19 protein-coding genes and 1 pseudogene are annotated in these 24,184 nt (G+C 45.5%); 3 read left to right on the plus strand and 17 right to left on the minus strand.

What is annotated here, in order from left to right:
• The first annotated feature begins 35 nt into the window (after window positions 1–35).
• Window positions 36–875: a YheC/YheD family protein gene (locus tag KI362_RS17695; protein ID WP_301629084.1), complete on the plus strand. Its 840-nt coding sequence runs from the start codon at window positions 36–38 to the stop codon at window positions 873–875.
• Window positions 876–960: 85 nt separating this feature from the next.
• Here the strand turns inward: KI362_RS17695 and KI362_RS17700 are convergent, their stop codons facing one another.
• Window positions 961–1,971: a GNAT family N-acetyltransferase gene (locus KI362_RS17700; protein ID WP_301629086.1), complete on the minus strand. Its 1,011-nt coding sequence runs from the start codon at window positions 1,969–1,971 to the stop codon at window positions 961–963.
• Between the two features lie 175 nt (window positions 1,972–2,146).
• Between KI362_RS17700 and KI362_RS17705 the strand changes: the two genes are divergently transcribed.
• Complete coding sequence (locus tag KI362_RS17705; protein ID WP_212939673.1) at window positions 2,147–3,025, plus strand: AraC family transcriptional regulator; 879 nt, start codon at window positions 2,147–2,149, stop codon at window positions 3,023–3,025.
• Between the two features lie 97 nt (window positions 3,026–3,122).
• Here KI362_RS17705 and KI362_RS17710 read toward each other — a convergent pair whose 3' ends face one another.
• On the minus strand, window positions 3,123–4,307 hold the full coding sequence (locus KI362_RS17710) for a winged helix-turn-helix domain-containing protein (RefSeq protein WP_301629088.1): 1,185 nt from the start codon (window positions 4,305–4,307) through the stop codon (window positions 3,123–3,125).
• 136 nt (window positions 4,308–4,443) lie between these two features.
• Between KI362_RS17710 and KI362_RS17715 the strand changes: the two are divergent.
• Window positions 4,444–4,853, plus strand: a pseudogene (locus tag KI362_RS17715) (LysR substrate-binding domain-containing protein); the annotation flags it as partial.
• Window positions 4,854–4,868: 15 nt separating this feature from the next.
• On the opposite strand, the gene KI362_RS17720 reads toward KI362_RS17715, so the two are convergent.
• From KI362_RS17720 to KI362_RS17790, 15 genes are all read right to left on the minus strand, one after another.
• Complete coding sequence (locus KI362_RS17720) at window positions 4,869–5,168, minus strand: helix-turn-helix domain-containing protein (RefSeq protein WP_249412984.1); 300 nt, start codon at window positions 5,166–5,168, stop codon at window positions 4,869–4,871.
• 26 nt (window positions 5,169–5,194) lie between these two features.
• Window positions 5,195–5,557, minus strand: coding sequence for a type II toxin-antitoxin system RelE/ParE family toxin (locus KI362_RS17725; protein ID WP_212939675.1), 363 nt, complete (start codon window positions 5,555–5,557; stop codon window positions 5,195–5,197).
• A 317-nt stretch (window positions 5,558–5,874) separates the two neighbouring features.
• The gene (locus KI362_RS17730; RefSeq protein WP_301629090.1) at window positions 5,875–6,459 is read right to left on the minus strand and encodes a hypothetical protein; all 585 of its coding nucleotides are present in this window, start codon (window positions 6,457–6,459) and stop codon (window positions 5,875–5,877) included.
• A gap of 254 nt (window positions 6,460–6,713) precedes the next feature.
• Window positions 6,714–7,364, minus strand: coding sequence for an alpha/beta hydrolase (locus tag KI362_RS17735; RefSeq protein WP_301629092.1), 651 nt, complete (start codon window positions 7,362–7,364; stop codon window positions 6,714–6,716).
• A 62-nt stretch (window positions 7,365–7,426) separates the two neighbouring features.
• A complete protein-coding gene (locus KI362_RS17740) occupies window positions 7,427–9,373 on the minus strand; it encodes an ATP-dependent DNA helicase (RefSeq protein WP_301629094.1) in 1,947 nt (648 codons plus the stop codon).
• 171 nt (window positions 9,374–9,544) lie between these two features.
• Window positions 9,545–10,333, minus strand: a complete 789-nt coding sequence (locus KI362_RS17745; protein ID WP_301629096.1) for a carbohydrate-binding protein — start codon at window positions 10,331–10,333, stop codon at window positions 9,545–9,547.
• A gap of 63 nt (window positions 10,334–10,396) precedes the next feature.
• Window positions 10,397–13,981 carry a discoidin domain-containing protein gene (locus KI362_RS17750; RefSeq protein WP_301629098.1) on the minus strand — a complete coding sequence of 1,195 codons (3,585 nt, stop codon included), beginning with the start codon at window positions 13,979–13,981 and terminating at the stop codon, window positions 10,397–10,399.
• Window positions 13,982–14,251: 270 nt separating this feature from the next.
• Window positions 14,252–15,886 (minus strand): glycoside hydrolase family 43 protein, encoded by a 1,635-nt coding sequence (locus KI362_RS17755; protein ID WP_301629099.1) that lies wholly within the window; start codon window positions 15,884–15,886, stop codon window positions 14,252–14,254.
• Window positions 15,887–15,896: 10 nt separating this feature from the next.
• Complete coding sequence (locus KI362_RS17760) at window positions 15,897–17,051, minus strand: glycoside hydrolase family 88 protein (RefSeq protein WP_301629100.1); 1,155 nt, start codon at window positions 17,049–17,051, stop codon at window positions 15,897–15,899.
• Between the two features lie 23 nt (window positions 17,052–17,074).
• The gene (locus tag KI362_RS17765) at window positions 17,075–17,911 is read right to left on the minus strand and encodes a carbohydrate ABC transporter permease (protein ID WP_301629101.1); all 837 of its coding nucleotides are present in this window, start codon (window positions 17,909–17,911) and stop codon (window positions 17,075–17,077) included.
• Window positions 17,911–18,837: a carbohydrate ABC transporter permease gene (locus KI362_RS17770; protein ID WP_301629102.1), complete on the minus strand. Its 927-nt coding sequence runs from the start codon at window positions 18,835–18,837 to the stop codon at window positions 17,911–17,913. Before KI362_RS17770 ends, KI362_RS17765 begins: the two co-directional genes overlap by 1 nt.
• An 82-nt stretch (window positions 18,838–18,919) precedes the next feature.
• The gene (locus KI362_RS17775; RefSeq protein WP_301629104.1) at window positions 18,920–20,281 is read right to left on the minus strand and encodes an ABC transporter substrate-binding protein; all 1,362 of its coding nucleotides are present in this window, start codon (window positions 20,279–20,281) and stop codon (window positions 18,920–18,922) included.
• A 170-nt stretch (window positions 20,282–20,451) separates the two neighbouring features.
• A complete protein-coding gene (locus tag KI362_RS17780) occupies window positions 20,452–22,236 on the minus strand; it encodes a sensor histidine kinase (RefSeq protein ID WP_301629105.1) in 1,785 nt (594 codons plus the stop codon).
• 11 nt (window positions 22,237–22,247) lie between these two features.
• Window positions 22,248–23,843, minus strand: coding sequence for a response regulator (locus KI362_RS17785; RefSeq protein ID WP_301629108.1), 1,596 nt, complete (start codon window positions 23,841–23,843; stop codon window positions 22,248–22,250).
• Between the two features lie 177 nt (window positions 23,844–24,020).
• Window positions 24,021–24,164 carry a hypothetical protein gene (locus KI362_RS17790; RefSeq protein ID WP_301629110.1) on the minus strand — a complete coding sequence of 48 codons (144 nt, stop codon included), beginning with the start codon at window positions 24,162–24,164 and terminating at the stop codon, window positions 24,021–24,023.
• Window positions 24,165–24,184: the final 20 nt, after the last annotated feature.

Here is a 24,184-nt window from a genome sequence, read left to right on the forward strand (position 1 = left end):
AAGTTCTAATTTATTAAAAAAATAGTCGCAGGCTCATGTCTTGGTTCTGGGCATTCGTGGAGACCCCCTCTGTTTCTCGACATAAGCTAAACAAAAAAACAAGAGGTGAGCCTCTTATTATGAAGTACAAAAGCAGCACCATCAAGAGTAAATGGCTGAAGACCCAATGGTTGCTTAAAGATCCCTATATTCAAAAATACGTTCCGCATACACTGCCGTTTAACCAAAGAAATCTAATCTCCATGCTTGATGACTATACCAGCGTCTTCTTCAAACCCACAAACGGATCAGGCGGGAAGAACATTATTCGTATCCGTAAAACAGCCAGTGGATACCAAAGCCAGCTAAAAACTTCTAAAACGTCATACTCAACTTCAACTCAATTATATCGTGATCTGAATCGCTTTGCCGGAAGCCGGCCATATTTGCTGCAAAAGGGAATTCGTTTAGCCAGAAGCAACGGCAAACCGTTTGATATCCGGGTAATGGTCCAGAAAACGAAACAAGGTGCTTGGGTAAGCACCGCCCTATTCTCCAAAGTCGGCAGCCCAAATAAAGTAGCCACCAATTACAATCAAGGCGGCACCATCAAAACATTTGGCAAGACGATGAAAGGCACCGATTTCAGTTCCACCTTCGCTCCATCCCTGGAGCTGGAGCTCAAACGACTTGGTGTTGCCGTTGGCGAGAGCTTTGACCGCCATTATAAGGGGTTCCATGAACTCGGATTGGACGTAGCTGTTGATTCAAAAGGAAGAGCTTGGATTCTGGAAGTAAACACACGGCCGCAAATATACCCGCTCAAGGCGCTGAATGATAAGAGCTTGTATCACAAGATATTATCTTACGGGAAGCATTATGGACGTTTTAAATAGGCATGAAAAAACACATCCAAAGTGGTCTCCATATCTTACGACAGGGATATATTCTCTTGAAGGTGTTTTCATTTCGTTAAAACTTTCACGCTCTTCCTGTGGCCCAAGCAATACGGGGATCAATGTGCCGCACTAGTCGATAAGCGTAAGGGAGAAAATTTTGTTTTGGCCAAAACCGCGAAGCTTCCAGATTTGTCATTCTCCAATCCGTCATGCAGTTGATATATCCGGCTTTACGCGCATGATCAAATCCATGCTTTATAAGATGAGTTCCAATTCCTATTCCTCTTGCATGCGGAACAGTCGCTCCAACACCCAGACAAATACAAGAATCCGGCAGCATCATATTTAAATCTGAATTCTGAGTTGGGTAAAACGCCTGGAATCCCAAAATGTCCTGCCCTTGGGAGGCTATGCAAAAATAAGCTGTAGGATCCTTCATCAACTCGACATAGCCCTCTTGCAGCTTCACGCGCTCCTCGATCAATGCGGGCGCCCACACCGGCGACTTCGCTTGATGCTCCATGATCAGTGTAGATATTTTGCGAACCTCCCGCTCATCCGCTTCCGCCGCAACTCTAACATGAATATCCGAATTCAGAGGGGGCAGCAAAATATCGGAAGGTATGGTCTGAACACCATGGACTTGTTCATAAGCAAAGCCTAATCGGAACCAGGCCTCTATTGCCTTATTATCCCCGCCTGGCACAAGAGCGTAATGCTTGAAAGAACCAGATCTAGCCCACTCCGCACCAATCACGGAATACATTTCCCGATAAAGTTCAGCGCTCTCTTCTGCCGCAATAGCTGTAGCTGCATAATCAACCCAGGTATGGCGCTCTCGCTGCTTGTCCGTTTCCAGCCTCCCCAACATATAGCCGATAAGTTCAGCATCTCTGAAAGCAGCGACTCCACTAACATTTTCCTTCTCTAGCAAAGCATCGATTACTAGTCTGGCATGCAGCGGTTCTTCAAATAATTTTGGCAAGCTGGGTGTCTTTTCTCGTTCTGCAGCGTGGCGTGCTGACAGAAGCATCCCGGCTGCTTCTACATGAGCGTGTTGAAAAGTAACCACCTTCATCTTCTCTTTCCCCATTCACCATAACCTCCCATGTATCCAAAATAAAAACTTGCTCCTACTTATGATACGGTTCATCGCTCTTAAAGGATGATAATTGTGACTGTAAGAATAATCGATACATTCCATATAAATAATATCGAGTGAAAAATAAATTTAGCCTATAAAATGTATTGGTAAAGGAGGGAAATGAATGTTACAACAACTCAATAAGTTAATGGACTACATTGAAACACATTTGACGGAAGAAATCACTGGAAAGGATATATCAAAAATTGTAGGACTATCTGATTATCATTTTAAAAGAATGTTTTCGTATATGGCTGGAATGTCATTGAATGAGTATATCAAAAACAGGAGATTATCAGTAGCGAATGTTGAATTAATAAACGGTGCGAAGGTTACAGATGTTGCCTATAAATTTGGCTATCAATCAATCGAAGGATTTTCAAGAGCCTTTCGTGAATGGTGTGGCTTTTTACCTTCAGAAGTAACAAAGAATAAAATTCAAAAATCATTTCCCAAGTTTTCATTCTTTATAGATATAAGAGGAGGAATTTCTATGGAATTCAAAATTGAAGAGAAAGAGAAATTTAATATAGTTGGTGTATCGAAAAGGGTGCCGATACAATTTGAAGGTGTCAATAATGCAATTCTAGAACTAGCTCAGTCCATTACCGAACAACAAAGAAATGAGATGCATCAATTAGCAGATTTATATCCTCATCAAGTCTTGAATGTATCTTATGATTTTGACGATGGTTTTTTGGAAGAAAAAGGTTTCTTGACTCATATGATTGGTTTTGCAACTACAAAAGAAAATCCATTCGATGATTTAGAGCAACTTTCTATTGAAGAAAGTTTATGGGCAATTTTCCCTATTGAAGGACCATTTCCTGCTTCGTTTCAAGAAACTACCGCAAAAATTTATTCTGAATGGTTGCCTTCTTCAGACTATGAAGTAGCAAACATACCTGGATTTTCTTTTACAAAGCACAATGGTACATCGGAAAATGTATATAGCGAAATTTGGATGCCAGTAAAGAAAAAAGTTAGCAATAACCTGAAATGATGATTATAAAAGTTTTATTCCGACCAGTCAGTAGATATTGACTGGTCTTCTTCCGATTGAAAAACAATACCTAGCGCTAACAATGCCACTTTATATACTATTCTGCCGAAATCGTCTCACACCCGTTGAATAAGGCAAACTTTTGTATACAACGGTTCAAGGCTGTTCGTAATTGCGTTGTTTGCTTTACACCGTTCTCGTACCAGATGTTTTTTACAACGAGCGTTCCCGTTTTTCGCTCCGCGATGATCTCGGCCCGGCCAATGAAGCTCTCTCCATATAATAGAGGCAGCACATAATAGCCGAATTTTCGTTTGATTGCAGGCGTGTAAATCTCCCAGGTATAATCGAAGCTAAACAATTCGTTGATCAGCTTTCTGTCCCAAATGAAATTGTCTAGCGGAGCAATCAGCTCGCAGCGCAATTTCGGCTTCGGATTTTGCAGGACGGCTTCAATAAGCGGTAAGTCCTCAGCACGGCAGTACAGCATATCTTTCATATGTTCCACGGCGACAGCAACAATGCGAGCTTCGTGTAATAGCTGGCGAAAAACCTCGTTGCGCTGTTCGGCTTTCAACCCCCATATATTCAGCCATGCATCTGACGCACGATTCCATAAAAGGCCAACAGCACCGATCCGGCGCAGTACCCGCCACTTATAATGCTCAAGTTCATCCTCCAGCGGCTCTGGGGTATCCAGCAGATTTGGAAGTATGTAATTCTTGGCCAAATCGTAATATTTACGCGTTCCTTTTTTATGATGAATAATCAACTCACCTGTCGAATACATCTGCTCCAGCACCGATCGAGATGAATTGGTTCCACTGCTCCAGTGGATGGCCGATTGCCAAGAGAAATCTCCATCCAATTTTAAATCATCCGAACTTAGTACACCGTGATTTTGGATATGATCCCGCACCTGCGTTATTAACGCTTCCATTTCGGGATAGCGTTCGGCATGCCGCCTCGCGGCTTGCCTGTATCGCTCAAAATACGGCCAATCCTCGACGGGGATAATGGCCAGGTTCTTATCAGGATAATCGACAAGGCTTCTATCCTCATACAGCAGTTCGGCGAGCATTCCCTTGGTAAATCCCTTGATTCGCGACTGCAGCACCAATTCGGCGTTTTTACCGCAAACATCAATGGGGTCGTATTGAATGCAGCCGACCTGCCGGGCAAAGTCCATTACGCCCTGCTTCCCACTAAATTTAAATTCACCCAAAAGTCCATGCTTCAACAACAGAAATTGCCGTGCTTGGCGGTTTGTTAATTGAATCATGTTCGCACCTACCTCTAATTTAGTACAGGCTGAGTCCCATGCAATACCGAACTTCACTTCTTTTTTATCATACAAAGTATTTGCTCAAAAGAAAAGGAAAAATACAAACATTTGTTCTCGCCCCGGACGCCAGATATATCATGAAACGATTTTGAAAGAGGAATTGTTTCAGGACGAGTTATGGTTTGTCGTTGCACCTGGTCACAGATATGCGAATCAGCAAGTTTCTTTGTCCGAAATGATGAAAGAACCTATGTCGTACATACAATTCATCCGTTCCCAAAATCTCTTTACAATTTAACGGGCTGCATGAAGCGATCACAGCTGTCATTGCCGGATACCGCGCAAACTTTGTATCCTCGCTGGTTGTACGCTATTATGTAAAACGTGGAGAATTATCCCGAGTTTATGTTGAAGGAGTCCATCTAAAGAATTCAATTGCCATCTGTACGCAGAAACTAGCCATTATCATCTTCTGCAATGAATTTTATTCAAATAATCCGTCAAAATCCATATCAAAAGATATCAATAAAAAAGAGCCCTTAGGCTCTCGAAAATTTATTAAGCATGGGCTATTTGATGACTAGCAACTGCTTGTTCATCGGTTTCATTCAATTGAATGTTCATTCCTAAGGCAATCGCAACCTTTATCAAGGTGTCTACTCTAGGAATTTGCGAACTATTTTCAAGCCGTGCTACCTGTGCTTGGGAAAGTCCAGCCTTTTGGGCAACTTCATTTTGGGTTAGTCCAAGCATTTTTCTGCGTTTTACTATGTCAGAAACCATACGAGCAATCTGTCGGATTGTTTCCGTTTCAATTGTGTTCTCTCCAATTTCATTCATATAATCATCAAAGTTCATAATCATTCCTCCACTTCTGTTGATGGCTAGAGAGTACGCCTGTTCCAGTCATCTCTTAATTGTAAAGCCTTTTTGATTTCTTTAGTCGGGGTTTTCTGCGTTTCTTTACGAAAGTAATTAAGTAGTATGAACATCCCTTCTTTCGCTTGGAAAAACATTACCCTATGTTTGTCTGGACGCAGCTCCCAAATGTCCTCTGTGATGTGCTTTGCAATTTCTTCAGGTACATAAGTCCCATCTAATTTTATACGTTCAATACAATAGTGTATTTGGTTAAGTATGATTCTTGCTTCCTTAATCCCCTTTTCTTTGCGAAACTTTAACTGACGAAGCCAATTTTTCAAATCTGAATTTCCATTCCTATCCTCATATATTTTAACTTCATACACTAGTTATGGCTCCTTTAATAACTTCATGTAGTAAATATACTGATTATGACATAAATTATATCGTAATCGGCATATTTCATCAACAACTATACTCTCATAGCTCAGTCAAAATGTTCAATCTCTCATATTACTCCGTAGCAGATAACCTACAAATGGCCTCTATAGTCACTCGACCGCGCCACTCCACTTCTGAAGCAGGTCCTGGTGCTTTCCAACTAATAAGCCACCCGCCATCCGGTAATTGTTGTTTTGTAAGAACTTCAAGATGATTCTCGATCTGGCTTTGGGTAAACAATGATCGGCTTATTGATCCAGGTTTAGGTGCGAAATGAAGAGGCGTTAGCCGTAAGCATCTGAAGAAGCATCCACTTTGAAAAAAAACTAGCACGCGGAAGAGCTGTAGCGATAACATCTAGCAGATTTTCTGCCATTGCCTTGTCGGGTATGTGTTCTGCCAATCTGACAGCGCAAAAAAGAACATGGACTTCAAGAGGAGGCTCCTCAACAAACATTTCACAACAAGTTTCTGTTGCTAAAGAAAGCCACTCATGTTCTACCCCCTGGTAATGAAGAAGCCCACAAATCTCAGCTGTAGGGTTAAGACCCGGTGATACTGTGGAATGCATCCAATGACTTGCAAGAGGTGACTGATAAGCTGACTCCAGAAAAAATGGGACAAGGCCTTTCTTGTCCGACACAGATTGAAGATAGTTACATACAGATGTTACAAATTCTAAGTTCCGATACTCCGCCTCTTCTAATGCTCCAAGGCCAAAAGAAGTGAGAAGCGGTTGGCTTTCCGGATAATGAACGTCAGGTTCTAAAGCATGGCCGAGGCCGCCATCAGAATTTTGATAGGCACGTACAACATTACCGACCCAAAGCAGGATGAGCACCTTCATAGAGAACTTCAAGTAATCGGCGTTCCAATAAACGGGCATGTGTAAGTAAGAATGAACGTGCTGTAACTAAGATTTCAGTCATACGCACTCTACAACCATTCAAATAGAATATGAAACTCATATCCAAAGTACCAAACATACGTTCGTAAGTCAATGGATTTGTAAGGTCTCAATTATCGAGATCCGTAAAGCATAAGAACCGTTCAAACACGAGAGTTATTTTCAACCGTTACTTACTAATACAGTTCAGCACATCATCCCTTAAATTCTGGATGTAGCTCATGAATTTTGGAGATGAGCTCTTCCACATTCGAATGCGAGACGTGATTCTGATCCACCCAGACCGATTTGAGAAAATAAGAAGCATGGTACTGCCATCCCAAGTTGCCCGGATTGAAGTCCAGCTGGATCTCCAGCCCAGGCTTTCCGCAGTAAACTCGCGAACCCGGCCTGCGCCAGCTGCCGATCCTAGTAATTCGGTCCGGATTCCGACCGCTGATATAGATGAAACGCTTGTTGAACGGGATATCCCTCAAATGGAATTTAGGACTTCCAACAGCCACGACCCGCACCTGCTCCTGCCCATACTTCTCAGCAAGAATAAGCCCGGAACGATACGCGACCACGCCGCCGGCACTATGCCCGATCAGAAGAAGCTGATCTGCAGACGCCATGTGCTCACCAATGATTTCCGATACAAGCCGCACCCTCCGGGAAGGGCCATGGATCAGATCATATCCAACCTGCGCCAGCTGTCGGGTTAACAGACGATGCAGTACAGAACGGCTGGTTCCACTTGCCATCCCGTAAGGAAAGATGACTACGATTTTTGCATCGGGATATCTTTGGGCAACCTCGAACGCTGCGGCTTCAAAGTTATTCCGATATGTCAGAATACCGGCCAAAAAACAAACCACCGTTCGGCATTTGTCCGTACATGTGCTATGAGAGGAGACAAAGGCTTCAATCATGGCTTTAGCTCAACACCCTTGGGAAGAACGGATCTCACTTTTTCCCTCACCTCGGGATGGGTCCGAAGCTCTTCGCCCATCAGCACGACAATGCCGGAGTCGTCCCGTGAGCGGATTAGCCGGCCGATGCCTTGACGTAGCCGCAGCAGCATATAAGGCATGTCCACCTCCTGAAAGGGATCGGCAACAGCTTTTCGCCGAGCATTGAATACAGGATCAAGCGGCGGAAATGGCAGCGACCAGATCATCACGTTCATGAGCGAAGGCCCCGGAATATCGAGTCCTTCCCACAGACTGACCGCACAGAGGACACTCTCCTCCTCCTGCTGGAATTCAGAGATCAAATGACTGATTTCTCGGTCGCCTTCATAGTAGAAGGACATCCCCTTCAGCAGCGGTTCGAGCTTCGCCCTTTCCTTGAACTGAAGAAGCTCTTCACGAGTCGGGAAAAGAATCAACGCTCTGCCGCCCGTTTGCTGCAGAAACCGCACTGCTTCCTTCATCTTTCCGTCGAATCCGTCAGCAAACTGCCAATGTGGTGCCAGTACCTCCATCTGTTCTTGATACGCATAGGGTGAATCTACTGAAAAGGACAGGAAGCTTTCAATGCCAAGACTGTCTGCGAGATAACGGAAAGAACTCTCCACGGCCATTGTCGCTGACGAAAATACGACCGGCATCCGAAGGTGGAACACCTGGTTTTTTAGCATTTCCTTAACCGTACCCGGCATAACAGAGAGCATGAGCCCTTCCGGACTATCCTCTACCCAACTGATCACCGACGACTCCGGCTGCTCGAACAGGAGGAGCGCTTTTTGCAGCATCTCCATATGCTCCTCAATAATACGAAGCTGGTAGTGGTCCAGCGTGTATAACTCACCTTCAAAGACAAGCTCCTCTTCGATTGCTGAAATGATGTCCCGGAACTGGCGCACTTCGCTCAACAATGCCCCGGTCAAGACGATTTCTTTACGATCCGACCCCGCGATATGCAGATTGGATTGCCCGAACGCGTCAAACATCACCTCGCTCTGCGCAATTGCCTCGTCGATCAGCACGGCCAGGGATTCACGGATCTCATTTTGCAGAAGGCGCGTAATTAATCCTTCGAAGGTGGTATGCTTCATTTTATAGCCGAACGCCTTCATGGCTGCGGTTTCCAGCAGATGTCCCTCATCGAATACGACGGAAGAATGCTCAGGCAGGAGCGGCAGCTGGCCCTCCCGTTTGCGGCCTTCATAGGTCCATACATGCTCCAGATAATAATCATGCGAACAGATAATGATGTCGGCAGCGCGCCGATAATAATCCCGGGACAGTGTCTGCCCGCACCGGTGGCGACGATCGCAGGTGAAGCAGTCCTGAAAGGGATCCCAATTGATGGTACTCCACTGCTCATCGTTAAGCTGCGGATAATCTCTCCGGTCTCCGTAGGCATGGAAGGCCTGCATTGGAGCAGAGGAATTGACGAAGCCGGGCAGACCTGCCGCGATTTCTTCCCAATTGATGTCCGAGTTCGCTTCCATTCTCGCCTGATCTAGCTTTTTAAGGCACAGATATTGATCCGGCGATTTGCCTAACCGCGCATCGATGATCAGATCCAAATGCCGGGCCAGCTTCGCGATGTCTCCCTCAGGTTTGACTAACTGTTCAATCAAGGACTCGTCCGCGCAGGCAATGACCGCAGGCTTGCGCGTGTACCGCGCGTAACATACCGCATACAGAAGATAAGCCAGTGTTTTCCCCGTACCTACTCCCGCTTCGGCAAAAATGATTTGTTTGTCGGCAAATGCCTTTTCCAATTGAAACGCCATATAGATCTGCTCATCCCGGACTTCAAAGCCCGCTTCCGGCAGCAGCTCGTAAAATACGTCTGCCACCCAATCCGCCGCTTGTTGTATAAAAGGGGTGCCAGGATCATAGCTAAAAGGGTAAGATTCCACGTTATAAAATACCTCTGCTTTCTTGCTTCTAAGGTTCAAACAAAATCTCGTTCAGCTTTCGGTCTTTAAAATAGTTAATTTTATCATGATCATCAATTTTTGCGCAATACTGTGCAAGGATTCGGAAAAATCTATAAAAAACCGGCTGCGAACATCGCAGCCGGTTAAAAATTAATTTGCCTCTCTTCCATAGACCTCAATCTGAGTCAGCGCCGGAAACGGAGAAGGGTCATCCGATTTTATCAATTCGCCAAGGGTGACCCGATCAACAGTCCGCGGAGCTAACGTGATTACTTGCGGTTGGTGGGTCTTCACAAGCGAGGCCGTATGAGAGCTTCCGTCTGGGAAGTACAAGGTAACTTGCTCCCAGTAATTATCGTGCGGAAAATCCGCCCGAAGCGTTAAATTGACCTTATCGATGATGACGCTTCTTCCGAAATATACTGTAATTTCCGCATCATCCCGGCCATTAATGCCCCAGGATTCATAAGGCCATTCCCCGTGGGAATCATTGGCCGTATTACCGTTGATGGCATTCCGGGCCGCAAAGACCGATTCGCCTCGCGTCTCTGCATTGGCGGCAGCATGAGGATAACAGCTTGAATTGGAGTGCTGGTCATATGGATTGAGCGCTAGGTTTTTATAGGCCTGAATCTCCTCCGGCAGCGCTGCACGTGCGTTAATTACATGCATCTCCCCGGTAAATGATTTTGGTGAATAGGATACCTTCTTCTCCCCGTACGGAATGGCAAACCGGAAAGCTTCCTCCGACAGATAAATAAATGCCGCCGGCATCGAATCCTCCAGTTGAATGACCAAATATACTGGAACCTCCGTGCTTCGCAGTACAACGGCGTCTCCGGGCTCATAGCCTTTAGGATAGACTAACTTCACGTGAGTATTTTCACTCCGGCTGGCTTTTACCAAGCCCTGTTCATCTTGAACCTCCAGCGTTAGCATAGCGATCTTGACATCTCCTTCCGAGCAATAAAATCCGAATAAGTACAGCTTCCCCCTATCGTATCATAGGATTATACTTTGATCCGAAGAAATCGATACCGACTCCATCTGGCTTATGGTGTCAGTAGATCCGTGTAATTTAATCTCTGCCATATTTCCAAACCAGTTGTTTGCGTTATAGACCCGTATATATCGATATGCCTGATCACTGTTTGATTGCAGCATTTGCCAATCCATCGTGGCCGTTGCCTGATTTGTGATCGTCTTCCAGTTCTCCTTATCGTTAGACCCCTGGACCACTGCTCCTTTGATTCTTGTATAATATTGATCCTGTCTGGCTAGTATCTCCACCCCTGTTATCGTCGCCTGATTGCCTTCTCTGAAATCAAAAGCGATGTATCCTCCCGAACCTGCACCGTTTAAGCGGTAATCGGAGTTCGTGCTCGGGTTATTATCAAACAAGTAGCCCGTTTGTTTTAAGGTTTCTGATTCGGATCTTCCCGAGGAGGTGGTTGAATCGATCAAGGTTGTAGTCGTCAATAGATCTTCAATCAGATCTGAATCATCCCCAAGGAACAGTTTGGAACCATCGGTCGTAAAGTACACCGTATCCCCTGCGGTTCCGTCAGCAGTCTGGTAGTCAATTGAAAATGCAACCTTACCGGTTGCTGTCCCAGGCTTCATCACGGCAGTGCCGGTAAAATGAAGATTGTCCTCCGTAGCAGCTTCAGCATCGGTCCCCTGAATCTGAATCTCAACATTTTGCAGAGGTGCTTTTGCTTCAATGGACAGCTTTACGGTGTCACCGATCGATATTCTTCCTGCAATACTTTGATCTGAAGTCATAGAAACCAGTGACATTTTGTTGTTGGTTTCATGTCGCTCACCATCAATCCGGAACTCACCCAATTCCATCAAGTTTTGAACTTTGCCGGAGAGAACGTCAGGCTGCGGATTGATCATTTGTATCTTGATAAAGCGGAACTGGGCATTCCTGTAAGCAGGATCCACCTCAATTTCCGACATTCCATCGGTGAAATCCGTGATTCCGGACGTAATCCGGGTCCAATGTACCTGATCATTAGAAGCATAAATCGTCGAACCAGCCATTCGATCCACAAAATTCATTCGACTCTGTAATGAGAACGCATTCGCTGTAATTTTGAAATCCGCTCCGAAGTCAAGAATATGATATAAATCCGGAGCCAAGGAGTATACAGGAAATGTATTATTGTTCCCGTCGAGCAGCATCGGAATCGAAGTCCCGAAGGAAGAGGTTACAATACTGCTATAATCCATGCTCCCGTCATACAAGCGAGGTGTCAGAACCTCTAGATTCTCTGCTGCTGCCTTCAGCTTGATTAATTGCTGCATGAATTGTTCATCTGAAGCGTCCGCAATTATGTCCACGGTCTCTTGGTAAGCCGATTGATAACGATTCAGTGTGGTACTTACATAGCTTGTATTTGCATTGTACGATGAAATTACAGCTTGAACGGCCGAGTTACGATCATTAGTAACCTTAACCTCAATATTTTTGGCAGCCAGCGATGTTCCATCTGAAGCTATGACCGTGAAGTTGTATGTTCCAGTCTGGGTTGGCTGCCAAGAAAAGAGCCCTGTATCCGAATCCAGCTGCCCTCCACCCGGACCGTTTTGAAGCTCATAGACTATTTTGTGATCTGGAGCAGAATCAGTCGCTGACAAATCAATCGTCACAGGTGTCCCGATATATCCGGCATAACGCTCTGCCCCCATTCCTGATTTGAATACCGGAGGAGAAAGCTCTGTATCTGCATTTAGATGAATATAATCCAAGTCAACCTTCGCGCCTTCTCCAATTACATTCAGATAGACGAGACTATAATCTTTATCCGACTGTGCGTAGGTAACATGATCAATTCCGGCATCATAAGTGATATATTTCCATTCACCTCTTGTATTCGGCAACGTCAATGTCGTATAAGGCTCTGTCGAGAAATCTCTGCTTATCTGTAACGTAGCCATCTGGTCTGTTCTAAAGCGAATACCGACAAGCTTTGAGCCCGAGCGTGTCCCGTAGGAGAGATTCAGAACGGCAGCCTTGGTTCCTGCCGGATTAGCAAGAAACTCTACATAAGACATGCCGCCTTCTTGTCTTGTGGCTGTACGGTCGTCAAATGCCGTATATCGGTCTTCAATTTCAACGACGCTTCCGTTTGTCTGTTCCTTAGGAATATATCTGGCTCCTTCGTCTTTAGCCGCTTCCGGCACGTACAGCCACCAATCTCCGCCCCCATCCGGACTATTCCAGGCTTGATTGTAGCTGCCTGCATAGTAGTAATTCGAAGGAAGACGCTTCATAAATGCTTCATAAAAATACGGTGCTCTCTCGGCAATATCCATATTTCTCTCATAGGTATAGTAATAATAGATATCCCACATTTGAGCCGTATTCATCCTGCCCTTATACGAATCAGATATTCTGTGATAGATTCCTAATACTGTACCATCCGGAGCAATCGAAAAGGGGGTCGGCACCCAGTTGGTGTCATAGCCCAGCATATATTGCCAGAAGTAATCCACGGCATCCAGGATGCGGTCATTGAGAAATTCATAAGGGCCGACAGCATCCTCTCTGTCGGATACGGTTCCTTCAACAGGATCGACCTTCGTGCCCTGCGCCAGCATCATACGGGCAATGATGGCCGCATTGGTCAAATCACCTGCTCCATGTGCCTGGTCTCTTCCCATCTCCACATGCTGCACGACGGGGGTGTCCAGCACTTCACCTGTGGCTGCATTGGTATCTACCAGCCGGAACATTTGCTTGATTGACCCGTTAAACCCCTGATTAACCGCTGAGGAATTTACCGTAAACCATTCGACCCGTTTAGTATATTCCTCGAGGTTATTTGTAAAAATACTTCCTGCCATAGCACCAAGCAACGCATAGTTGTTCTGGTTCATAAACCAGCTGTTATCATACTGAAACGTCTCCATTACCGGTTCAATGAGGTTCTTCGTAAATAGTTCGGTATCCTCATCGTTCCAGGCCCACTCGGAAGACGGACTGCTGCTGTATCTTAAAATCTCTGCGGCTGTAACCATCCGATTCAGCGGTATACCGGCATGAATATGAGCGTCCGAATAATACTCATACTTGTCAGGGTCCATCTGTGACCATATGCGGATAATGCGCATGGCATTAGAACGATAGACCTCATCTCCGGTAACAAAATACATTAGCGACTGTGTATGCGCTTTCAAACCATCTGAAATGAACTTGGCTTGTATACCTGTACTATTAAAGGCATCCGATGCTGGCTTCATCGGCTGATTTGGATCTTCATTACTCGATGTTACGGTTCTGGAAGCTTCTGCAGACAGCGTCATAGCCTGAAAATACGAGTACCACGGTTCATTTTTGGCCAATACCTGTTCTCGCATGTTTTCCAGAATCGGCTTCATTAAGCCGACCCCCGGATGGACAAATCCGTTGTCGCTAATGGTTTCTAGAATTTCAACTTGATAATCCGTCACTTCAATACCATTCAAATCTGATTTAGCGAGAATTTCCCCTGAAGAGACAGCAGTCAGCGTATTTGATACTATGAATACAGTTAACAACAGTTTCCACGCTCTTGATAAATAACGCTTTCCTTTCATTCCGCTCCTCCTTATTCTGTTCTTCTTTTCATGATGATTGACTCATCCGCCCCCCTCCCTGTCACAGCAGAAGTCTTTCATTACTCAAACTAGCATATCCTCCAATTCAGCGACTGCGGTTATTTTAAGCATTAAGTCTGCTTTTTCAACAGCATCTATTTAGTCTTTAAAAAAGGCCGAACCCTGTAGGATTCGGCTTTAGATAGTTAGCTCACAAGTTGAACTAAATAAGCTGCGTAGAAAGGGCAAAAGAACGTAAAATTCAGTATTTCAACCCGATGGTTCTTCGATATATTCAAAATAGTCAAAATCAGCATACTTGCGGAAGCCTGTGAGATCCTGACAGCATAAGCCGACAAAGGAACCCGTAAACCATCCTTCATTACAGGCTTCATCGGACAAAGTGCTGGCATCCAGAGTTGGACCGATCGGTTTGAATGCGTTCTCGCCTTCGGTTGAATAAGCAAACTGAAGCTTGTCGTGATCAACCTCAACGCGAAGCCAGATGCGCGCTGCATGCTCAGGCAAGGAAATATAGCCAACAGGTGCAGCGTATACGTTATTGACCGCAGACAAGATACTGATGCAGCGTCCCAGATCTTCATCGTGGGTCACGTGTAGATAATAGTAGTTCTGCGTATCGTAAAGACAAATCAAGCCGGCCATATGCTTGGGATCTGTCGGCTCAAACTCAAGACAGGTGGTAGCTGTAAATTTGAACTCCTGCCAACGCCTGGCAATCAAGCTTTGTCTGTATTTCGAACCAAGTCCTTCTCTGCCGTATAGCCGCAGATAACCAGTGCGTTCCGTCAATGAATAGAACGAAGCATCCAACGGAACACGCAGAGACTGGAAATGGATGTCCAGCTTATCGCTATCAAAGTCATCCCGATCCGGACGTTGGGGAAAAGGATGAGGCGGAAGATCAGGAGCTTCTACCTCTACATCCGGCAGTACGGTGCCGTTCGACAAGCGAAGCCAGCCATCCGGGGTCCATTCCACCTTTTGCAGCGCTGTCTCACGGCCTAGCGTGTACTTGCGGTCCCCTTTCTCCGTCCGGTTCTCCAGGGCCCGTCCGCACAGATGAACCATGTACCATTCGCCATTCTGTGTCTCTACAAGATCGCCATGTCCGGATTTTTGCAAGAGCAGGTCCGGATGCTCTCTCGATGTCATCAAGGAATTACCCGGATAGGCTTCATAAGGCCCGAATAACTCCTTCGACCTTAAGATGGATTGGCCGTGAGCCTCTCCTGTGCCCGTATCCGCTGCGAACAAGTAATAATACCCGTTCCGCTTGTAAATATGAGGGCCCTCCAGATAAATATCGTTGCTGGCGTAAATCGTAACAGGTTCGCCGATTATGCGTTGTTCCTGCTCGGAATACTCCTGAATGACAAGATGCCCCCTGTACCGCTTCGTAACCCGATGATCGGTAACCATACTGACAATGTATTTGCGTCCATCATCGTCATGGAACAAGGACGGATCAAATCCATAGCTGTGCAGGTATACAGGTTCCGACCATTCCCCGCAAATATCAGTAGTCGTGATAAGAAAGTTAGGCGTATCATACATTTTGACATAGAAGGAATTAACGACGGTATAAAGTAAGTAATAGACTCCGTCATGAAAAGTCAGACAAGGAGCCCATACCCCCTGGGAAGCTCCTACACCCCGAAGGTCCAATTGGGACACCCGATTCAAAGGGCGGGTAAGCAGTTCCCAATGAACAAGGTCTCTGGAATGATGAATTTGCACGCCCGGAAACCATTCAAAGGTAGAGGTTGCGATATAATAGTCATCTTCCACGCGAATAATAGATGGATCAGGGTTAAAACCTCTCAGGATCGGGATCTTGATTGTATTTATAATGACCAGCTCTCCTTTCAGCATATTTTTCATTGCAGGCTCCCTACCACAAATAAAGATCGCTGCCCTTTAACTTAAATATCGCTTCCATAAAGTAATAATCACCGTAGATAATGGCATGATGATGTGTTTTGGAATGGTAGGCTCCTGTCCCATACAAGAGAAAATGATCGGTATCCGGAGACCAATCGATTCGCGATTGATCCAGTCTCTCCAACAGCTTCAGCGCAGCGGAGATATACAATCGGCTTTCGTGACCGCCTACAGCCTTGGCGATCTCAATCAGCCCGCATGCCGCAATGGCTGCAGCCGTATCATCTGTCAGAGCCGGCTCCTCGGGCTGCCGGAAATCAACCGGGATAATGCCGTCATCGGGAATGCTCGCCATATAATAATGAGCAACCCGTTTGGCCGTATGAAGATATTCGTCCTTGCCGGTATGAATATAGCTCATTATGAACCCGTATAGAGCCCAAGTCTGACCTCGGGCCCAGGAAGATCCCTCTCCGTAGCCTTGTCCTCCGTGAGTACGAACCACTCCTCCTAGAAATGGATCAAACTCGACAATGTGATTAATAGAGCCGTCCGGACGAACAAAAGCCGTCATGGAAGTGTCCGCATGCTTCATGGCAATCTGCATATAGCGAGGATCTCCCGTTTCCTCGGTGGCCCAATACAATAACGGAATATTGAGCATGCAGTCGATAATTGCCCAGCCCCTTGTATCTCCTTCCGGCAGGTCGTTCCAAGCACGAATGAAGCTTCCCGCAACATTGAATCGCCCGGCCAGCAAATTTGCTGCATGCAGCGCACGTTTGCGGGATTCCGGATTTCCAGTAATTCTGTAATTTGCAACACTGGTAGGCAGCCACATAAAGCCGACATCGTGGTGAAGGCCATAATATTCCTCAAAGCACCGGTCCAGCTTCGCTTCCGAAATTTGCGCAATCTCCTTGTATTTCTCTTGACCGGTTTCATGATACATCAGCCATAACATACCGCCCCAGAAGCCGTTTGTCCACCAGCAAATGCCGTCAGCGTCATCACCGGAAGGGTTAACCGTTGCCCGGTCATCATGCACACCATTCAAGGTCGTATATGGAATTTTGTCTCTCGATCGCTCACTGACCAGCTCCATCTTGGCTGTCAGCCTGGCGATCACATCGTTCACCCATTGCTGCTGCGTAGTGTTTAACAAAGAAATTCACAGCCTTTCTGTTCTTATCCCTTGGTCGCTCCGGAAGCAAGGCCTTTGACGAAGTATTTTTGCAAAAATATAAATGCGATGAGTACAGGAACGACAGACATCGTTGTACCAGCAAAGATCATATCCCAACGGGAAGAGAATTCTCCGATATAACGGTAGATCTCTACAACCATTGTCTTAGGTTCTCCGGAAGGCAGGACAAGCATTGGCATGAGGAAATCGTTCCAGATGCCCAAGCCGTTCAAGACGACCATACTGGCCGTTACCGGGCCGAGCAGAGGAAAGACGATATTCCAGAAAATCCGCACTCGCGAGCATCCGTCAATTTCTGCAGCTTCCTCGATCTCCATCGGGATTCCTTTAACAAAGCTTGTATACAGCAGGCTGCCGAAGCCGACAGAGCCGGCAACATAAATCATGATTGGTCCTGCAAGACTGCCGTAAAGCCCAAGCATTTTCAGCTCTTTGAATAGAGGAATCATATAAGCCTGGAACGGAATCATCATTCCTGCAAGGAAATACAGGAAGATCAGTCTGGTCCATTTTGTGTTTTTGCGTTGAATCGCATAGCCTGCCATCGGAATAATGAATACTTGGCATGCAATTGACACCACCGTTAAAATGATGCTGTTGACGATGGCCTGCGGGTAGTCCGTTTCCGTCAATAAATACTTAAAGCTCTCCAAATAGAGCGATGTCGGAAAAGCAACTGCGTCCCTCATAATCTCCGCATTACTCTTGAAGGCAGACATGATGTTAAAGAATATCGGGAAGAAAAACAAAATTGCCAGAATCAACGTCACTGCCAGGATCAGAGCATCTATAAGAACTTTACGTGTTCTCAGCGACATTACATTTCTACCTCCCTTTTCTGGAGGATTTTCACTTGAAACACGGTAATAATCAAAATGATGAAAAACAGTACCATGGCCAGAGCTGTACCAAAGCCCTGTCGAAGCTCACCGAATCCAACTTTGTAGATAAGATAGGTCAGTGTTTCGGTCTCAAATCCAGGTCCTCCATCGGTCATAACAGCGATTTGGTCAAATATCTTTAATGCGCTAATCATTGATAAGACCATGCACACCGTCACCGAGCCGGCCAGCAGCGGGAATGTGATATGACGGAACTGCTTCCACCCGCTCGCACCATCGATGCTTGCCGCCTCGTTGAGTTCCTGAGGAATGCCTTGTAATCCGGCTAAATAGATAATCATGTAATAGCCGGCTCCCTTCCATACAGTGGAGAAGAGAATCGAAATCAAAGCATATCTGGGATCACCCAGCCAATCAACCGTGATTGCTCCAAAGCCGATTTTCGTTAGTAATTGATTTATTACGCCAAAGTTATAATTCAACATCATTGCCCAGACGAAGCCCATTACAATGCCGCTAAGCAAGGTCGGGAAATAAAATACACTGCGGAATATTTTGCTGAACCACCGCACTTTATCAACCAGCAGCGCAAGAAGAATAGCAAGTATATTTTCCAAAATGACTAGACTAATAGTTAGAATAAGTGTGTTTTGCAGCGCATTACGGACACGCGGGCTATTCCATATTTCTACAAAGTTGGCCAGACCGATAAAACGGACATCGGAGCTGATGCCGTCCCAGGATGTGAAGCTGTAATAGACGCTGCCCAGCGTAGGGACAATTACAAATAAGGTATATAGTATAAATGCCGGCAATATGAAGAACAGCGCATAATTCGGCCATTTTTTCTTCTTTTTTAGCGCAGTATACGCCTTTTCCGACTGAACGACCGGTGCAGTCATGGTTGTCTCCCTCCTTTGAAACACTCACACTAATAAAAAGAGGAACCGCCCGAAGGAGGTTCCTGCGGTGTGATTGTGTTCCTTACATCGCGTTGACTTTGACTTGGTTGTCATACTCCGTATCTGCTTGCCTCATGTAGTCGAGAACGTCTCCGTCCTTAACGACCAATTCTTGCAGCAACTTGTAGTACCAGTTACGGAACTGCGGTGGAATTTGGTTTTCGCCCCACCAGTTATTAATTGCTAGGGATTTTTTGACGTTCGGATCAGCCATCAGCTCGAGCACGACCTGCATTTGTTCACTGGATTCATAGGTGACAGACTCCTTGGTTGAAGGAAGAGCATTGATGCTGGCCAAATACAGCGAATAGTTCTCCGGTTCAAAGAAGAAACGGATGAACTCTTTGATGGCTTCTTGCTTGTCCGCATCTTGGGATGCCTCCGTCGAGATGGACCAGCCAGCAGGAGATGGAAGACCAATTACACTCACATTACCTTCACGGTCAGGAATGGCGTAGAATCCAAATTCAAAGTTCGGATCAGCTTCAGCGATCTGGGTGAACATCCAGGTTCCGGAGTACAATTGTGCCGCCTTCCCTGTTACCAGGAAAGATGCTGTTTGATTGTCACCCGTGCTAAGCCAGCCTTTATCGACATAGTTCTTGAACAGCTCTTTGTAATCTGTCATGGCTTGAACAACATTTGCGTCCGTAAAGCTAACTTCCTGAGCCGTCTTTTTTGAGTTCCAGTCCGGATCATTTGCGTAAACCTGATCTACCAGGAATTTGTTAACCCAGAAGCCCATATGGAATATATCTTTGCCGCCGACAACAATTGGTGAAATGCCGCTGGCCTTCAATTTTTCCTGAATTTCAATGAATTCGTCATATGTTTTTGGAAGCTCGGTAACGCCTGCTTCTTCATATGCCTTTTTGCTGTATATAATCCCCTGCGGCGAGTTAACCTGCATTGGAGCGTTCCATACTTTGCCTTCAACCATTGGCGGATCATTGAACAGCTCTACCAGATCGGATGGCAGTTCGACGATTTTACCCGCATCCGCAAATACTTCCGTATCCCGCATTTCCACAAGATCCGGGAATTCACCGACCGCGTCCTTCGTTTTCAGCCAGTCCAGGTAAGAGGCGGACGAAGTCTCACTGTAATCCTTGATCGTAATATGAGGATTTTTCTCCGTAAACCGTTGAATCGTATCCGCGATAGCCTTTTTTGTAGCTGGATCGCCGGTAGCGTACCCGATTGTAAAGCTGACAGGCTTCTTGTCCTCTGTTTGCGAAGCAGCCGCATTCCCTCCCGTGGAAGGATTATTCGCTGCGGAATTATTACTCGAGTTCCCGCTTGAGTTCCCGCCGCCGCAGGCGCTTAGTACCATTGAAGCAGCCAAGATCAGGGTGGAGAGTGTCATCCATTTTTTTCTAGCCATAAATTCAGTAACCTCCCTTTGACTTTGAGCCGGAAACAAGTACGATGTGCGCATCACCGTGTATTTTGAAACCGTTTCCTTATTTCAAGATTAACATTTGCTTTCCCTGTTCGGAATGAACTTTCTTTAGATGCGTGTGCGTGTTTTTTAGATAAAAGAACGGACGGAAATTAATGCTCCGTCCGTTCGTCGATTGCTTCTGCAACAATCGGAAAAGTAAGCACAATTGAAGTTCCGATATGCTCACGGCTGTTGATTGCGATTCCATATCTATCTCCAAATACCGATCTGATTCGTTCATGCACGTTTTTAAGTCCGATATTTTTTCCGGTGGCCTGCGGATCGTTCAGCATCTCATTAAGTCTGGCGAGCGTATTGGCACTCATTCCCACGCCATCATCATAGACTGTGATTACTATATCCTTGTCCCGCCGCTCGGCGGTAATCCCGACAGTGCCCCGCCCTTTCTGACGCAGCCCGTGATGAATCGCATTTTCAACGATGGGCTGCAGAGATAACTTGAGGATTCTCCATTTAACATCCACATCTGACGCGATGTGACAATTCAAATCGAATCGTTGATCATAACGAACTGAAATAATATAGAAATAATCTTTAATGTTGTCCAGCTCACTTTCGATGCTCACCTTTTCCTCACCATAATCAATCACATACTTCAGTTGATTGGACAGCGACAAAATCATATCAGCCACTTCATGGTCGTCTTTGTCTACAGCGCTCATTCGGATAACTTCCAGGGTATTGTACAAGAAATGCGGACGGATTTGGCTTTTTAACGCATTTAATTCGGATTGCTTCTGTTTGATCTGTGCCACGTAGGCTTCGTCAATGTATTCCTTCAATCGGTCAACCATCCGGTTGAAGCTGTGGCTGAGCCTGCCGAGCTCGTCATTGCTGCGCACTTCAACGTGTGTATTGAGATTACCGGATTCAACCTTGGTCATCTGTTTCATTAATTTGAGAATCGGGGCAGATAATCTTCTTGAGAATAAGGTTCCCATTATAATGAGTGCAACTGAACTCAATCCAATGACAATAAATACAGTCATGCGCACCGACAGAAGCTGCTCAAATAAAGATGCACGATGAACTCTCGCAGTAAGGCTTCCTTCCAAGAAAGGGATCGGTTCAGAGATTAGGATCATCGCGTCATCCTGCTCGAGTTGTTCCTGATTCTTGGGGGACAATGCTTCTGCCTCTCTCTGATTAGAAAAGTAAATATTACCTTCCCCATCAAGTAAAAGTAATTCATCTTCCTCCTGTAAGTTAAGCTCTTTAAAATACTTCTCAAAAACCGTGGTGTTCACGTCGATAAAAAGGGCACCTGCAATCCTTGGCTCAGCCGTTACTTTCCCCGAGATATCAATTAAATTTCGGCCAATCGTAAACACGCTTCGGTTCGCTAACGGGTAGTAGGAGTCTGGATGAGTTGGAAAGATAGCAACTTTCGATGGCTTTTCACGCATTTCTGCTATCCATTCATTAGAGGGCAGGTGCTCCTCCTCCATCCCTCTGTTCTCTCTCTCCTGGTAGAACACCATCCCGTCTTCTTCGCGGATAAAATAAACACTGCTGATATAGTTATCACTATAGAGAAGTGTCTTCAAAAATGTCTGGATAGGAATGTTGTTGATCTGCTCCAGTTCATTCACATTATGCAATTGGTTCTGATTATAGCTCTCAATGAATGTTTCGTATTTGCCAGTATACATCAGCTTTGATAGCTCATTATACTCATTGAACGCAGCATTCAGATTGTAGCTCATGTAGGTTACCATCTGCTGCAAATTTCCGGTCGTATACCGTTCAACATATTTTGTAAATGTATTTACGGAAAAGAGACTTAAGGTAAAGAGCGGAATCAGTCCTACAAAAATGAAAGCGCATGCAAATTTAACGAAAATACTGTAGAATCGTTTTTTTCGGAAGCCCATCGTTACGCCTCCTATTCCATTCCGGCTGACTGCCTGTATTCTTGCGGAAGTTTTCCATACAGCTTTTTGAACATATCGCTGAAATGTCTGGCATTGTTATAACCGACGCGCTCAGCAATTTCATAGATCATCAGGTTCGTATCCAGCAGAAGGCGGATTGCATGCTTCATTCGCTCTTCCGTTAAATATTGCTTGAAGTTCTTTCCGGTATGCTTCTTAAAAAAACTGCTAAAATAGTATGGGTTCATATAAATCATGGCTGCAATCGATTCTAAAGTGATATTTTCGGCGAAATGCTCCTCCATATAAGTTTTGACCTTTCTTAATTCGGCAACCTCCTTATTGGCCAGCTTACTATTTAATTGTTCAAAAATCTGGTATGTGATGGAGGTCAGTTCTTCCGTTACACCGGCAAAGGTGGGATGGGCAGACAGCCTGTCCAGAAGTGAATCCTCCCCTCCCCGGAAATAATGGGCATGGACTCCAAACTGGGACAGCTCATGCTCCAGGCGCAAAATGGTATTGTATACGCTTGTCACAGCTAGTGCTTTGTTCCCGTTGGCTAGTCTAACCACCTCTTTCAGCAGACGGTCAGTCATTTCAACAAGCTGCTTTTTATTCTGCGAAGACAGCGCCTTGATCATCTCGCCCTGCAATTCTGATATCACTGGTACTTCCCCCGCCGGAGCTCCATCCAATTCCTCAGCTTCAATAATATGATTTAACCCCGTGAAGTATTTTGTTTTTAGCGCTTTCAAAGCAGACTGGTATGATTCATTAGCCAACTCAATGCCTGAAACCGGCTTTCCGATTCCTGCAGAAACCTTCAGTTTTAAAAAAGAGGTTATTTTATCGTGCAAGTTTTTGATTAGCTTTATCGGTTCCCCCGGCTGTTCAAACTGGACTAATATACCGTATCGTCCATCTTTCTGAAACATTAAGCAATTACTGCAGCTATCTAATGTTTCCTTCACTATATTATTAAGCGCAAAATGGACCAACTTCCGCTCCCGTCCCGCCCAGTGCGATTCTCCGCCTATTTCTTCATCGATCTCAATGAGGCAGATGCTCGTACAGCGGCTTAGTGCGATTGCGCCCATTCCTATTAATTCACCGGCAGCCCGCTTATCTCCGTCCATGAGACCTTCAAGTAATTCGCTGATCGTTTCCGTGCGATTTTTACGCTCATAATGATGAAGCATTTCCCTTGTCCGTTCTCCTTCATTCTCTTCTCGAATCAAATCGGCCGCCCGGCTTAAGACCGCCTCCAGATGCTGCTTGTTCACCGGCTTGACCAGGTAGTCGAGCGCCCCGTACTGTACCGCTTGCTGAGCGTAAGCAAACTCCTGATATGCACTTATAAAGATAACTTTAATCTGACGCCCCTGTTCGTGAAGCTCCTTGATAATGTCGATTCCGCTAAGTCCCGGCATGCTGATGTCGCTAACAATCAGATCTGGCCGGCATTTCTGAATCAACTGTCTTAATTCATGACCGTCACAAGCCTCGCCGACAATGTTCAGCCCCATCTCTTCCCAGGAGATGAGTTTCTTCAGTCCCCGCAATATAACAGGCTCGTCATCCGCCAATAATACCCTGATGTTCATGCCCTCTTCCCTCCTAAACTGTACGGATGTACTACGATAAGATAACTTATACGAGCTCAGCTCTATTCAATAATCTCATTATACAGTCCTGTTACCTTAACAGTAACATAGGGTTTTTTAAAGCTTTACGTCAGTTTTTTTAGATAAAAGTATACTTTTTTAATCATTTAAAAAACGTCATGTTCTCCCCGGTTCAATCGCCAAGGACAAGCTGGTCGTGATGGTAACACATAATCCTGCGCTGGCTGCACTGGTTACCAGCCTGTCCGGGGGAATAATTCCGGTAACAGCGCTGCGAAGCGAATAACGGCAATGATTCATACAGCTTTTAAATACGGTGA

This window comes from Paenibacillus apis (genome assembly GCF_018333295.1).
GTDB classification, from domain to species: domain Bacteria; phylum Bacillota; class Bacilli; order Paenibacillales; family Paenibacillaceae; genus Fontibacillus; species Fontibacillus antibioticophila.